This is a genomic window from Streptomyces venezuelae (assembly GCF_008642335.1).
In the GTDB taxonomy this organism is placed as follows: Bacteria; Actinomycetota; Actinomycetes; order Streptomycetales; family Streptomycetaceae; genus Streptomyces; species Streptomyces venezuelae_F.
Window position 1 is genome coordinate 3348733 of sequence record NZ_CP029191.1, and the last position, 13573, is coordinate 3362305.

General features: G+C 70.4%; 12 protein-coding genes and 1 tRNA gene. 4 read left to right on the forward strand and 9 right to left on the reverse strand.

Annotation, left to right across the window (positions count from 1 at the left end):
• Position 1 precedes the first annotated feature (1 nt).
• The 8 genes from DEJ49_RS14940 to galU form a co-directional block, all read right to left on the reverse strand.
• Positions 2 to 454: a hypothetical protein gene (locus DEJ49_RS14940; RefSeq protein WP_150184574.1), complete on the reverse strand. Its 453-nt coding sequence runs from the start codon at positions 452 to 454 to the stop codon at positions 2 to 4.
• A gap of 127 nt (positions 455 to 581) precedes the next feature.
• Positions 582 to 655, reverse strand: a tRNA-Ala gene (locus DEJ49_RS14945).
• 86 nt (positions 656 to 741) lie between these two features.
• A complete protein-coding gene (gene glpR, locus DEJ49_RS14950; protein ID WP_150184575.1) occupies positions 742 to 1947 on the reverse strand; it encodes a gephyrin-like molybdotransferase receptor GlpR in 1206 nt (401 codons plus the stop codon).
• 247 nt (positions 1948 to 2194) lie between these two features.
• Entirely contained in the window at positions 2195 to 2755 is a 561-nt protein-coding gene (locus DEJ49_RS14955; protein ID WP_150184576.1) for a GNAT family N-acetyltransferase, read from the reverse strand.
• 59 nt (positions 2756 to 2814) lie between these two features.
• Complete coding sequence (locus tag DEJ49_RS14960; protein ID WP_150184577.1) at positions 2815 to 3357, reverse strand: molybdenum cofactor biosynthesis protein B; 543 nt, start codon at positions 3355 to 3357, stop codon at positions 2815 to 2817.
• Positions 3354 to 3890, reverse strand: coding sequence for a cyclic pyranopterin monophosphate synthase MoaC (gene moaC, locus DEJ49_RS14965; protein WP_150184578.1), 537 nt, complete (start codon positions 3888 to 3890; stop codon positions 3354 to 3356). Before moaC ends, DEJ49_RS14960 begins: the two co-directional genes overlap by 4 nt.
• An 84-nt stretch (positions 3891 to 3974) precedes the next feature.
• On the reverse strand, positions 3975 to 5309 hold the full coding sequence (gene glp, locus DEJ49_RS14970; protein ID WP_150188248.1) for a gephyrin-like molybdotransferase Glp: 1335 nt from the start codon (positions 5307 to 5309) through the stop codon (positions 3975 to 3977).
• A gap of 16 nt (positions 5310 to 5325) precedes the next feature.
• Positions 5326 to 6237 (reverse strand): UTP--glucose-1-phosphate uridylyltransferase GalU, encoded by a 912-nt coding sequence (gene galU, locus DEJ49_RS14975; protein ID WP_150184579.1) that lies wholly within the window; start codon positions 6235 to 6237, stop codon positions 5326 to 5328.
• 93 nt (positions 6238 to 6330) lie between these two features.
• Between galU and DEJ49_RS14980 the strand changes: the two genes are divergently transcribed.
• On the forward strand, positions 6331 to 6954 hold the full coding sequence (locus DEJ49_RS14980) for a 5-formyltetrahydrofolate cyclo-ligase (RefSeq protein WP_150184580.1): 624 nt from the start codon (positions 6331 to 6333) through the stop codon (positions 6952 to 6954).
• Positions 6955 to 7025: 71 nt separating this feature from the next.
• Here DEJ49_RS14980 and DEJ49_RS14985 read toward each other — a convergent pair whose 3' ends face one another.
• On the reverse strand, positions 7026 to 9890 hold the full coding sequence (locus tag DEJ49_RS14985) for a penicillin acylase family protein (protein WP_150184581.1): 2865 nt from the start codon (positions 9888 to 9890) through the stop codon (positions 7026 to 7028).
• A 268-nt stretch (positions 9891 to 10158) separates the two neighbouring features.
• Between DEJ49_RS14985 and DEJ49_RS14990 the strand changes: the two genes are divergently transcribed.
• The 3 genes from DEJ49_RS14990 to DEJ49_RS15000 all read left to right on the forward strand — a co-directional run bounded on the left by DEJ49_RS14990 (position 10159) and on the right by DEJ49_RS15000 (position 13565).
• Positions 10159 to 11658: a potassium/proton antiporter gene (locus DEJ49_RS14990; RefSeq protein ID WP_150184582.1), complete on the forward strand. Its 1500-nt coding sequence runs from the start codon at positions 10159 to 10161 to the stop codon at positions 11656 to 11658.
• Positions 11659 to 11887: 229 nt separating this feature from the next.
• Entirely contained in the window at positions 11888 to 13159 is a 1272-nt protein-coding gene (locus DEJ49_RS14995; RefSeq protein WP_150184583.1) for an MFS transporter, read from the forward strand.
• Between the two features lie 67 nt (positions 13160 to 13226).
• Positions 13227 to 13565: an FmdB family zinc ribbon protein gene (locus DEJ49_RS15000; protein WP_150184584.1), complete on the forward strand. Its 339-nt coding sequence runs from the start codon at positions 13227 to 13229 to the stop codon at positions 13563 to 13565.
• The last annotated feature ends 8 nt before the right edge of the window (positions 13566 to 13573 follow it).

Here is a 13573-nt window from a genome sequence, read left to right on the forward strand (position 1 = left end):
CTCAGACGTCCGGGATCGACAGCCGGATCCCCTGGAACTGCACGTTCACCGCCGCCGCGGGAAGGCTCTCCGGCTTCTTCGGTTCGACGGTCGCCCGCCGGTAGTACGCCATCCGCTCCTGCTGTTCGAGCCCGCTGAGCGTCAGCGTCGCGTCGTACGGATCGTCGGAGCACCTGGACCTGCACCAGGGCCCGCCGAGCTTCCCGGTGGCCCGCGCGGTCGGCCCGCCCCAGTCCCGCCAGCTCAACTGCGAGACCACGACGTACTCGGTGAGCTGAGCCGACGTCGGCTGCTGCAACGCGACACCGGCCGCGTCCGCGATGTAGACGGGCCCCGCCACCCGCGAAGGCTGCAACGCGGGCCCCTCCACATACAGCCCCCGAGGCTCGGCGACACACCCGCCAAGGGCCAGCACGGCAGCGAACGCGACGGAAACCCGCAAAGGGGACAGCATGGATCAAATGTATCCAGCGAGACGCACATCACACGTGGAGAGCAACCACACGTGGTGAACCGGGGGCGGTGGCGGCAACGCAAAGATCCCGCCCAGTTCGATGAACTGGACGGGATCTCATGTGCAGTGGACCTGTGGGGATTTGAACCCCAGACCCCCTCGATGCGAACGAGGTGCGCTACCAGACTGCGCCACAGGCCCTTGCAACGAGTGAAACTCTAGCATCCCGATCGGGGTGCTTGGAAATCCGTTCCTGGCTGGTCAGCCCAGGGGGACCCCTCGATCCCTCACTCGTTCGCCGCGCGCGGCCGGTCGCCGTCCTCGTACTGGTCGAAGAGCGGCGTGCGGCCGCGCTCGCGGGCCCGCCGCGCGGACGCCGCCCGGCGCTTGTCGCTGCGGCCGCCGGCGGCGTCGGAGCCGTCGGCCGCGTCGATGTCGCCGCGACCCGCCTCGCGTTCGGCCGCGGGCTCGGCGGTCGGTTCCGCCGTGCTGGAGCGGGCCGCGCTCCACGCGTCGGGCGCGCCCAGGTCGACGCTGCCGGTGGCGCGCGGGGCGACGGGCGCGGTCACGTACGTCGGCAGCGGGACCGGGACCGGGTCCCAGCTGTCGCCGCGCCCGGGGCCGCGCTGCCGCTCGCGCTGCTGGTCGACCCACTCGGCGTGGTCGGTCTGCTCGACGAGGGCGCGGCGGTCCGCGGCGAGCGCCGAGAGACCGGTCTCCGTCTCGGACGCCGGGCCCTCCTCCGCCGTCTCGTCGGCCGTCGGCTCCGCCGGCCTGCGCCGGGGCTGCCGCTCGCGGAGCCGCTGCGCCGCGACCTCGGCCCTGCGCCGGTCCATCGTGTACGTGAAGCGGCGCCGTTCCTGGCCGCGCAGATAGACGATGTACGCGCTCAGGAGCACGGCGGGCACGGCGGGCGCCCACAGGAAGGCGAGCCCGCCGACCGCGGCGACGATCGTGCCGATGGTGAAGGCGAGGAAGAGGAGGACCGTCGTACGGCGGCGGCGGGCGAGCACCTTGGTGCGCCGGGCACGCGCGGCGGCCTCGGCCGACGCGGCGCGCTGCGCGGGTGTCTCGCGGGACGGCGCGCCGGTCGCGGGCGCGGGTTCACGCCTCCGCTGCCGTACGGGCTCCCGCTCGCGCACGGGTGCGCGCTCACGTTCGGGTTCTCGCGCGGGTTCTCGCTCCCGCTCCCGTCCGGGATCCCGTTCGAGCCCGCGCTCGGTCAGGGGCGCGACGAAGGACCGGACGTCCACCGAGCCGGTGATGCCGTCCGGATCGTCGTGCGACTCCCCTTCCTCGGGCGAGCGCGCTTGCAGGTCCTTGGCGTATCGGCGCTCCATCCCCGCCCGTCCGGACAGCAGCCGGATGGCGGTGCTGAAGCGTTCCGTCGGACGGGCTTCGTTCAGCTCGTCCTGCCTACGGAGCCACATCGGCACCAAGTAGGCGGCCCAGGCCCCGACGATGACTGCGTAGATGAGGCCGCTGCTGCTCACGCTCACACGGTAGAGGGGTTTGTGTGAGGCCATCTGCCAATTGCGCCGGTGTGTCGCACGATCTGGCTGATATCTCGAACTTTTTTTGTGACTGGTGCGATCAACCGGCCGCCGAGAGCGGGAAATTAATGCCTGAGACAAGTCTCATACGCGCCTCAGACGGTCGTTCGGAGTTCAATTTCGAACACTTATTTCATTTCCCGGGGTCGAGAACCGGCCGAGGCGGTGCACAGGTCCGGACCAGCCCCTACGCCGTCCTGCGAGGTCGCGCCTCGTGCCAGCGGCGCACCAGACCCTCCGGCACCTCTTCGGCCGTGAGTGCGAAGACGAGGTGATCGCGCCACGCTCCGTCAATGTGCAGATACCGCGGGCGAAGACCCTCCTCGCGGAATCCGAGTTTCTCCACGACCCGTCGGCTCGGTGTGTTCTCGGGGCGAATACAGACCTCGATACGGTGCAGCCCGACCGAACGGAAGCAGTGGTCCACGGCGAGCGCGACGGCGGTCGGCATGACCCCGCGACCCGCGACGGACCGGTCGACCCAGTAGCCGACGTGGCCCGAGCACATCGAGCCCCAGGTGATCCCGGCGACCGTCAGCTGTCCGACGAGGCGGCCCTGGTACTCGACGACGAAGGGCAGCATCCGGCCCGCGTTGGCCTCGGCGCGCAGATGGCGGACCATCTGCCGGTAGGTGGGGCGGTGCACGATCGGGCCGCTCGGGGTGGGCGGCGGAATCGTGGCCTCCCAGGGGCGCAGCCAGTCCCGGTTGCGCCGGTTGACCTCGCGCCAGGCCCGCTGGTCGCGCATCTTTATGGGACGGAGGGCGATGTCGCCGTCCGTCAGCTCGACGGGCCAGGAGGAGCCGTTCAGCTCGCACCCCCCGGCGGGCCGGGATGGTCGCCGCCGCGCAGCTGGTCGACGGCGTGCTTCAGAAGCGGCTCCAGGACGGCGAGACCGTCGCGTACGCCTCCGGTGGAGCCCGGCAGGTTCACGATGAGCGTTCCGCGCGCGACCCCGGCCAGTCCCCGCGAGAGGACGGCCGTGGGGACCTTCTCCCTGCCGTACGCCCGGATCGCCTCGCCGATGCCCGGCACCTCGTGGTCGATGACGCGGCGGGTGGCCTCGGGGGTGCGGTCGGTGGGCGAGATGCCGGTGCCGCCGGTGGTCAGGATGACGTCGTAGCCGGCCTCGGCGCCCGCGCGCAGGGCCTCTTCGACGGGGTCGCCGTCGGGGACGACCTGCGGTCCGTCGACGGCGAAGCCGAGCGCGGTCAGGCCCTCGGCGAGGATCGGGCCGCCCTTGTCGGCGTAGACCCCGGCGGCGGCACGGTTGGAGGCGGTCACGACGAGCGCGCTGTACGGCGCGGGCAGCGCGCCGCCGGCCGACGTGTCGAGATCCTGACCGCTCATGCCTGCTCCCCGGACGGCTCGTCGTCGCGCTGCCAGTGCCCGGACTTGCCGCCGGTCTTCTCCTCGACCCGTACGTCCGTGATGACCGCGCCCTTGTCGACGGCCTTGACCATGTCGACGACGGTGAGGGCGGCGACGCTCACCGCGGTGAGGGCCTCCATCTCGACGCCCGTACGGTCGGTCGTCTTCACGGTGGCGAGGATCTCCACGGCGTCGTCCGCCACGGAGAGGTCGAGCTTCACTCCGGAGACGGCCAGCGGGTGGCAGAGCGGGATCAGGTCCGGGGTGCGCTTGGCCCCCATGATCCCCGCGATCCGCGCGGTCGCCAGGGCGTCTCCCTTGGGCACGCCCTCGCCGCGCAGCAGCTCGATCACGCGCGGGGAGACCAGGACGCGGCCGCTGGCGCGGGCGGTGCGCGCCGTGACGTCCTTGGCGGACACGTCGACCATGCGGGCGGCGCCCGCTTCGTCGATGTGGGTCAGTCGCTGCTGCTCAGGGGCTCCGGGGGTGTTCCCCCGGGAAATCGCGGTCATGTGCTTGGCGCTCCCGGTCCGGGCCCCGCGCGGTGCGGCGCGCGGGCCTGTTGTGCGCGACACGGTACCGCGCGGGCGGCCTTCTCAGCCGAGCAGGACCACCTCGACGTCCGCTGCGGGCTCGACGGAAGTGGTGTCCTCAGGGATGACGATCAGCGCGTCCGCGTGCGCGAGGGCGGCGATCAGATGCGATCCCGAGCCCCCGACGGGTGTCACGCGGCCCGCCTCGGCGTCGTACTTCCCGCGGAGGAACTGCCGGCGTCCCTCGGGGGAGGACAGGGGCTTGTCCGAGAGGAGCTGCGCGCGCGTGGTGGTCCTGTGCACCTCGGGCAGGCCCATGAGGGTGCGGATCGCGGGGCGCACGAAGAGCTCGAAGGAGACGTACGAGGAGACCGGGTTGCCCGGCAGCGCGAGCAGCGGTGTGTGGTCGGGGCCGATGGAGCCGAAGCCCTGGGGCTTGCCGGGCTGCATGGCGATCTTCCGGAACTCGACGCCGCTGCCCGCCCCGATGCCGTCCTCGGCGTCGGGGTCTCCGATGGCGGACAGGGCTTCCTTCACGACGTCGTACGCCCCCACGCTGACGCCGCCCGTGGTGACGATGAGGTCGGCGCGGATCAGCTGGTCCTCGATGGTGGAGCGCAGCGTCTCGGCGTCGTCGGCGACGGCACCCACGCGGTAGGCGATGGCTCCGGCGTCGCGGGCCGCGGCGGTGAGGGCGAAGCTGTTGGAGTCGTAGATCTGGCCGTCCACCAACTGTTCGCCCGGCTGGATCAGTTCGCTGCCGGTGGACATGACGACCACGCGCGGGCGGGGGCGCACCTTCACCGTGCCGCGGCCGATCGCGGCCAGCAGGGCGATCTGCGGGGGGCCGAGGACGGCGCCCGCGGCCAGCGCGCGGTCGCCCGCCTGGACGTCGCTGCCGCGTGCCCGCACATGCGCGCGTGCCGCGGCGGGTCGGTGCACGCGGACCTCGCCCGACGCGCCCTCAGGGGCGGCGCTGTGGGCGCGCATTCCGGAGACGGGGCCCTCGCCGAGGCCTCCGTCGGTCCACTCCACGGGGACGACGGCCTCGGCGCCCGGCGGCAGCGGGGCGCCGGTCATGATGCGGGCGGCCTCGCCGGGGCCGACGGTGGGCTGTGCGCCCGCGCCCGCGGCCACGTCGCCGACGACCGTGAGGACGGCGGGGAACTCCTCGCTCGCGCCCGCGACGTCGGCGACCCGTACCGCGTACCCGTCCATGGAGCTGTTGTCGAAGGGCGGCAGCGAGACGGGCACCGTCACGTCCTCGACCAGGACGCAGCCCTGCGCGTCCAGGAGTTGGAGCTCGATGGGTTCGAGCGGGCGGACGGCTTCGAGGATGTCGTCCAGATGCTCCTCCACCGACCAGAACGTGTTCTGGCCGGTGGGCGGTGTCGTCATGCTGCTGCTCAAAGTGCTACATCTCCTCGGTGACGTAACTGCGAAGCCAGGACTGGAAGTCCGGTCCCAGATCTTCACGTTCGCACGCGAGTCTGACAATGGCACGCAGATAGTCGCCGCGGTCGCCGGTGTCATAGCGGCGGCCCGTGAAGACGACGCCGTGCACCGGGCCGCCGACCTTCTCGTCCGCCGCGAGCTGCTGCAGGGCGTCGGTGAGCTGGATCTCGCCGCCGCGGCCCGGCTCGGTCTTGCGCAGTATGCCGAAGACGGCGGGGTCGAGTACGTAGCGCCCGATGATCGCGTAGTTCGACGGGGCGTCGGCGACGTCGGGCTTCTCGACCAGGTCGGTGACCTTGACGACGTCGCCGTCCTCGGTGGCGTCGACGGCGGCGCAGCCGTAGAGGTGGATCTGCTCGGGGGCGACCTCCATGAGGGCGATGACGCTGCCGCCGTGCCTCTCCTGGATCTCGACCATGCGGGCGAGCAGGGGGTCGCGCGGATCGATCAGGTCGTCGCCGAGGAGCACGGCGAACGGCTCGTTGCCGACATGCGGAGCGGCGCACAGGACGGCGTGACCGAGCCCCCTGGGGTCGCCCTGGCGGACGTAGTGCATCGTCGCGAGGTCGCTGGACTCCTGGACCTTGGCGAGGCGTGCTTCGTCGCCCTTCTTCAGGAGGGCCGACTCCAGTTCGTAGTTGCGGTCGAAGTGGTCCTCCAGCGGGCGCTTGTTGCGGCCCGTGATCATGAGGACGTCGTCGAGACCCGCGGAGACGGCCTCCTCGACCACGTACTGGATCGCCGGCTTGTCGACGACCGGCAGCATCTCCTTCGGCGTGGCCTTGGTGGCCGGCAGGAAGCGCGTGCCGAGACCTGCGGCAGGGATGACCGCCTTGGTGATCCGGCCGTGGGGGGGGTGAGACTCAGTCATGCCGTCACCATATCCGGTGCGTATGTGTGGAATCTGTGGGTCCGGCTTATTCGTCGGCATATGCGCCGACCAGGAAGGAATTGTGAGATCCCCATGAACGGAACCAGCGGTACCGAGGCCGACGGACAGCCAACCAAGCGCTCGTTGCGACGAGGCTTCCTCACGGTGAGAAGCGGGTTGACTGAGGATGACGCGCGGAAGGCGGCCGCGGTTCTCGCCGACCGCGCGCTCGACCTGCCGGAGCTCGCCGACGCGCGGACCGTCGCCGCGTACGTGTCCGTGGGCGGCGAACCCGGCACCGGTCCCCTGCTCGACGCCCTCCACGCGCGCGGGACCCGCGTCCTGCTGCCGGTACTGCTCCCGGACAACGACCTGGACTGGGGCGCGTACGACGGGGCCCGCTCCCTGACCCGCGTACAACATCCCGGGAAGATGGCCCTCTTGGAGCCGTCAGGGCCGCGCCTCGGGCCGGACGCCGTCCTGGAGGCGGACGCCGTGCTGCTCCCCGGCCTCGCCGTGGACGCGCGCGGGATGCGGCTCGGGCGGGGCGGCGGATCGTACGACCGCGTCCTCACGCGGCTGGAGCGCGCGGCCGCCGATCCCGCGCTCGTGGTGCTCCTGTACGACTCCGAAGTCGTCGCGCACCTCCCCGACGAGGAGCACGACCGGCCGGTGCACGCCGTCGTGTCGCCGTCGGGGGCACGACGGTTCTGCTGAGCACCGGTATTGCCGAAAGGGCCCTCCACGCGTGCGTGGAGGGCCCTTTCAGGATGTGCCGTACCCGGTCCTCAGGGGCGCAGGACCAGCTTGTCGCTCGTGCTGCCCTCGACCGCCTTGTCCGAGAACGCCCACGGCAGCAGCTCGCCCTTGGTCCACTTCTCCGTCTGGTCGGTGTAGTGGTCGTTGTAGGCGTGTCCCGACGCGCCGGTGAGGTTGATCCACTTGGACTTGTCGAGGTCCTTCAGGTTCACCACCATGCGCATGGAGGGCACCCAGAGCACTCCGTAGCCGCCCGCCGCGTTCCAGCCGGTCGCGTTGACCGCCGCCTCGCCGCCGCCGAGGTTCCACGGGCCGCGGTTCAGGACCCACTGCAGCCAGCCGGGACCCTCGGTTCCGAGCGTCTGGTTCTTCAGCTCGAGCCGGTGCAGACGGCCCCAGCTCCAGCTGTCGACGTCCTTGCCGAGCTTGGCCGTCAGGTCCCAGCGCGCGTCCTCCAGGGCCCGCGCGAACAGCTGGTCGCGGGTCTTGGTCTCCTCGTCGGTGCGGGTCGCCGGCGACTTCCACCAGGCGTTGGTCTCGTCGTCGATGATCTTGCGGATCACCTCGTAGTAGCGGTCGCCGCCGTCCGGCTGGGCCGAGTCGGCGTCGCGCTCACCGCACTCACGGACCTTCTTGCCCTCGTCGGCCGGGCCGGTGTTGCCGGCCGGCTCGACGGTCAGGCACTGGCCCTTGACGCGCAGCTCCTTGGGGAGCTTGTTGCCGATGGCCAGCTTGAGGATGTTGCGCCAGACCGAGTTGAAGTACGCGGCGGCCGCGGAGTCGGCGTCCTGGGTGTAGTCCCAGCCCTCCAGGAGCTTCTGCGCCTCGCGGACGTACTTGTCCTTGACGTCGATCTTCAGCAGCCTCGGCACGAGCAGCTTGGCGATCTCGCTGCTGTTGTCCATCTGCATGAGGCGCATGTCCTCGGTGGAGACCTTGCCGCCGTTCTTGATCTTCGACTGGATGAGGTCGTCGATCCGCTGGCTGCGCGCTCCGTAGCCCCAGTCCGAGGTGAGCTTGTACGGGTAGTCGGCCTTGTCGCGGTCGTCGATCACGGCCTGGTTGGCGGTGACGATGTAGCCGCGCTTCGGGTTGTACTCGTAGGGCAGCGCGTCCTGCGGGATGTAGCCGGTCCAGCGGTACGCACGGTCCCAGCCCGGCGCGGGGAGCGAACCGTCGCCCTTGCCGCGCTTGGGGATCCGGCCGGGCGCCTGGTAGCCGATGTTGCCGTCGGTGTCGGCGTAGATCAGGTTCTGGGACGGCACTTCAAAAGAAGCGGCCGCCTTGCGGAACTCCGTGAAGTTCTTGGCCTTGTTCAGCTCGAAGACGGCGTCCATGGACTTGCCCGGGTTCAGCGCGGTCCAGCGCAGCGCCACTCCGTAGCCGTCGCCCCGGTCGGGGGCCGCGGTGTCCACGCCGGCCTTCTTGCCGACCTTCACCAGCTCGTCGTCGCGGTCGGAGATCAGCGGTCCGTTGTTGGTCTCGCGGACCGTGATCTTCTTGTCCTTGCCGCCGGCGACCTTGATGGTCTCCTCGCGGGAGACGAAGGGCTTCACCTTGCCGTCGTACTGGTAGCCGTCCCCGGTGAACTTCTCCAGGTACAGGTCCGTGACGTCGGCGCCGAGGTTCGTCATGCCCCAGGCGATGTCCTTGTTGTGGCCGATGACCACGCCCGGCATGCCGGAGAACGTGTAGCCCGAGACGTCGTACTGGCATTTCTCGGAGACCGACCGGCAGTGCAGGCCCATCTGGTACCAGACGGAGGGCAGCTGCGGCGCCAGGTGCGGGTCGTTCGCGAGGAGCGGCTTGCCGGTGATGGTGTGCTTGCCGGAGACGACCCAGGAGTTCGAGCCGATGCCGTTGCCGTTCGGGCCCAGGATGTCCGGGACCTCTTCCAGGGCGCCGGAGACGCCGTTGAGCTGCGACTGCAGCGTGTTGGGGGCCTGGGTGCCGCCCGCGAGGCCCGTACCGGCCGCGCCGCCGGTGCTCGTGCCTGTGCCTGTGCCGGTCCCGGTGCCACCGGTGCCTGTGCCGCCGGTTCCGGTGCCGCCGGTTCCGGTGCCGGTTCCGGACGTACCCGTGCCGGTGCCCGAGCCCGTGCCCGTGGGCTCGGCGTCGGGGTCGTACTTCCCGGTGACGCTGCTGTAGGCGCCCTCCCGCACGACGGGCTTGTTCCGCTTGTACGGGTATTCGGGGTACAGGTCCTTGATCTGCGACGGACCGAGGCGGCTCGTCATCAGCGAGCGGTCGATCTCGTCCTGCATGTTGCCGCGCAGGTCCCAGGCCATGGCCTTGAGCCACGCCACGGAGTCGACGGGGGTCCACTCCTGCGGCTTGTAGTCGTTCTCGAAGCCGAGCGCCGCGTACTCGACGGAGATGTCCTTGCCGTCCTTGCCGGCGAGGTAGGCGTTGACTCCCTTGGCGTACGCCTGGAGGTACTTCTTCGTCTCCGGCGAGAGCTTGGAGTCGTACTCCTTCTTCGCCACCCGGTGCCAGCCGAGCGTGCGCAGGAACTCATCGGTCTTGACCTGGCTCTTCCCGAACATCTCGGAGAGCCGCCCGGAGGTCATATGACGGCGGACGTCCATCTCCCAGAAGCGGTCCTGTGCCTGGACGAAGCCCTGGGCCATGAAGAGATCCGCGTCCGACTCGGCGTAGATCTGCGGGATTCCGTTCCCGTCGCGCTTCACGTCGACGGGCCCCGCGAGCCCGTCGAGCTTGATCGTTCCCTTGGTCTGTGGGAAGGAGGCGCGCACGGTGCTGACGCTCCAGTACGCGCCGAAGCCGATGCCTCCGACGATGGCCAGGACCAGGACGATCACGACGAGTCGGGCTCGGCGCCCCTTCTTCTTGCCGGACTTATGACCGGAAGAGGCGTTGGTGTTGGAGGGCATCGCTGTCCTTGCTGTCCTTACGCGAGCGGCAGGGCGGGCTGTGCTGTCGACTTGGGCGGCTCTGGGAGCGCAGGAGCAACCATAGGCGCAGGGCGTTGGCGCTCCGGACGCGGAGTCAGGAACCAGGCCCCTATGAGATCGAATAGTCATTCGACGGCGTCAAGAAAGCGTTAACAATTAGGTAAGGTAACGAAGTACTCCTACGTAGTACTCGACTGCACAGAGGACTCCTACGTAGTACGCGGTTTCACGGAGGAAGGAACGGCCCCTGACTGTCCACCACCTCAACCAGCTCCTGCTCGTCTGCTCGCTCGTTCTGCTCGTCGCCGTCGCGGCGGTCCGCATCTCGTCGCGCAGCGGGCTCCCCAGCCTCCTGCTCTACCTGGGCATCGGCATCGCCATGGGCCAGGACGGCATCGGCGACGTCCACTTCGACAACGCCGAACTGACGCAGGTCATCGGCTATGCCGCCCTGGTCGTGATCCTCGCGGAGGGCGGCCTCGGGACGAAGTGGAAAGAGATCAAACCCGCGTTGCCCGCGGCGGCCGTGCTGTCGACCGTCGGCGTCGCGGTGAGCGTCGGCATCACCGCGGCGGGCGCCCACTACCTCGTGGGTCTGGAGTGGCGGCAGGCGCTGATCATCGGCGCGGTGGTCTCGTCCACGGACGCGGCCGCGGTCTTCTCGGTGCTGCGCAAGGTGCCGCTTCCCTCGCGCGTGACGGGTGTCCTGGAAGCGGAGTCGGGGTTCAACGACGCCCCTGTGGTGATCCTCGTCGTGGCGTTCTCCACGGCGGGGCCGGTGGACGACTGGTACGTACTGCTCGGCGAGATCGCCCTGGAGCTGGCGATCGGCGCCGCGATAGGCCTCGCCGTCGGCTGGCTCGGCGCCTACGGCCTGCGGCACGTGGCGCTGCCCGCGTCCGGCCTGTACCCCATCGCCGTCATGGCCATCGCCGTCGCCGCGTACGCCGCGGGCGCCATGGCACACGGCAGCGGATTCCTCGCGGTCTACCTCGCCTCGATGGTGCTCGGCAACGCCAGGCTGCCGCACTGGCCGGCCACCCGCGGCTTCGCCGAAGGCCTCGGCTGGCTCGCCCAGATCGGCATGTTCGTCCTGCTCGGCCTGCTGGTCACCCCGCACGACCTGCTCGACGACACCTGGCCCGCGATCGTCATCGGCCTGGTCCTGACGGTGGTCGCACGCCCCCTGGAAGTCATCCTCAGCCTGCTGCCGTTCCGCGTGCCCTGGCCGGAGAAGGCCCTGCTGTCCTGGGCCGGACTGCGCGGCGCCGTGCCCATCATCCTGGCGACGATCCCCATGGTGAACGGCGTCGAGGACAGCCAGCGCATCTTCAACATCGTCTTCGTCCTGGTCGTCGTCTACACCCTCATCCAGGGCCCCACGCTGCCCTGGCTGGCCAGGAAACTGCGTCTGGGCGACTCCTCGGAGGCCGCCGACCTCGGCATCGAGTCGGCGCCCCTTGAGCGGCTCCAGGGCCATCTGCTGTCGGTGGCCATCCCCGGCGAATCGCGCATGCACGGCGTCGAGGTGGCCGAGCTGCGGCTGCCCACGGGGTCCGCGGTCACGCTCGTCGTCCGCGACGGCGAATCGTTCGTGCCGCTGCCGACGACGGTCCTGCGGCGCGGCGACGAGCTCCTGGTGGTGGCGACCGACCCGGTGCGGGACGCCGCCGAGAAGCGGCTGCGCGCGGTCGGCCACGGCGGAAAGCTGGCCAGCTGGCTGGGAACCGACGGAGAAAAGCACTAATCGTAGGTGGCGGGGGTCTCATCGGCTGTAATCACAGGTGCCAATGGGACTCCCCCCTGTACGATAAAGGCACCTGATCGAACCAACTCTGCCTGAAGCAGAGCTGGCGCGACCGTATGGCGGTCGAGGCGCCCTCGCAGTGGCGCCCGGCATCTACCGCAGTTCCGCGCAAGAGGACAGCTCTCGGCGCCCCCGCACGGGCGCTACCAGGCGGCAGAAAGGCACGGCCGTGGCATCCACGGTCACCGAATCCCGCCCGGGCTACGGACAGCTCCTGCGCACCCCTCGCGCCTGGACGTTCCTGCTCCCCGGCTTCGCGGCGCGACAGCCGTTCGCGATGCTGACGATCTCCATCGTCCTGCTGGTGCAGCACACCACCGGCTCGTACGGTGCCGCGGGCGCCGTCTCGGCCGCCACCGGCGTCTCCATGGCGCTGTTCGCCCCCTTCAGCGGCAAGCTCGCCGACCGGTTCGGCCAGCGCGCCGTGCTGCTGCCCGGCGTCCTGGTCCACTCCGCCTCCGTCGTCGCCCTGACGGTGCTCGCGCTCTCCGACGCGCCCCTGTGGACGCTGTTCGTGGCCGCCGTGCCCGCGGGCGCCTCCACGCCGCAGATCGGCCCCATGGTGCGCGCCCGCTGGGGCGTCATGCTCCAGGACACCCCCCTGGCCACCACGGCGGCCGCCTTCGAGTCGGTCACCGACGAGCTGACCTTCGTCCTCGGCCCGCTCCTCGCGACCGCGCTGTGCACCACCATCGACCCCTCCGCCGGACTCCTCACCGAGGCCGGACTCACACTGGTCGGTGGCCTCCTGTTCGCCGCGCAGAAGAGCACCCAGCCCCAGCCCTCCTCGCTGAACGACGAGCACGCACGCGTGGAGCATGTCTCCGCGCTGCGCGTCCCCGGAGTGCGGGTCCTCATCGTCACGTTCCTCGGCATCGGCGCCGTCTTCGGCGGCATGCAGGTCTCGCTGGCCGCGTTCACCGAGTCGATCGGCGAGCCCGGTCTGAACGGTGTCCTGTACGGCACCTTCGCGGCGGGCAACATGCTCTCCGGCGTCGTCTGCGGCGCCATCGCCTGGAAGGTCTCCCCGCAGCGGCGCCTCCTGGTCGGCTACACGGCGCTGACCCTGATGGCCTCCGGCCTGTGGGCGGCGCACTCCGTGCTGCTTCTCGCCGGGCTCGGCCTGCTGGTCGGCATCTGCATCGCGCCCGCCCTGATCACCGGCTACACCCTGGTCGACAAGCTGGTCGCGCCGACCGGCCGCACGGAGGCCTTCACCTGGCTGACCGGCGCGGTCGCGCTCGGCCAGGCGGCCGCCGTGACGGTCGCGGGACAGCTGGAGGACCGCTTCTGGGACGGGGCCGGATTCCTGGTCCCGCTGGGCGGCACGGCACTGGCTCTCGCGGTCCTCGTGACCCTTCGCTCGCGGCTCGTCCCCAAGGCCCCGGGGCGCACGGTGGCGCGTGGCGTCGGTCACCGCGTGCCGGTGACGGTGGACTGATCCCGCGGAATACGTCACTATGGACCGTCGTTAGCACTCATCGAGTGAGAGTGCCAGGAGGAAGCAAGTGCCGACGTACCAGTACCAGTGCACCGAGTGCGGCGAGGGCCTCGAGGCGGTGCAGAAGTTCACCGATGACGCCCTGACGGTATGCCCCAACTGCGACGGACGCCTCAAGAAGGTGTTCTCGGCGGTCGGCATCGTCTTCAAGGGCTCCGGGTTCTACCGCAACGACAGCCGCGGCTCGTCGTCGAGCAGCACGCCGGCGAATGCCTCGTCGAAGTCGGGTTCCGGCTCGTCGTCCTCCTCGTCCACGTCGGACTCGAAGGCCGCTTCGTCCTCCTCGTCCTCGGACTCGAAGTCGTCCGGCTCCTCGGCGTCCACGTCGTCGAGCTCGGCCGCGTAGGACCTCCC

Bases quoted from the DNA above. Each gene is read 5' to 3' on its own strand.
- DEJ49_RS14940 (WP_150184574.1), bottom strand. From the start codon at position 454: ATGCTGTCCCCTTTGCGGGTTTCCGTCGCGTTCGCTGCCGTGCTGGCC.
- DEJ49_RS14955 (WP_150184576.1), bottom strand. From the start codon at position 2,755: ATGCGCGACCAGCGGGCCTGGCGCGAGGTCAACCGGCGCAACCGGGAC.
- DEJ49_RS14960 (WP_150184577.1), bottom strand. From the start codon at position 3,357: ATGAGCGGTCAGGATCTCGACACGTCGGCCGGCGGCGCGCTGCCCGCG.
- moaC (WP_150184578.1), bottom strand. From the start codon at position 3,890: ATGACCGCGATTTCCCGGGGGAACACCCCCGGAGCCCCTGAGCAGCAG.
- glp (WP_150188248.1), bottom strand. From the start codon at position 5,309: ATGACGACACCGCCCACCGGCCAGAACACGTTCTGGTCGGTGGAGGAG.
- galU (WP_150184579.1), bottom strand. From the start codon at position 6,237: ATGACTGAGTCTCACCCCCCCCACGGCCGGATCACCAAGGCGGTCATC.
- DEJ49_RS14980 (WP_150184580.1), top strand. From the start codon at position 6,331: ATGAACGGAACCAGCGGTACCGAGGCCGACGGACAGCCAACCAAGCGC.
- DEJ49_RS14985 (WP_150184581.1), bottom strand. From the start codon at position 9,890: ATGCCCTCCAACACCAACGCCTCTTCCGGTCATAAGTCCGGCAAGAAG.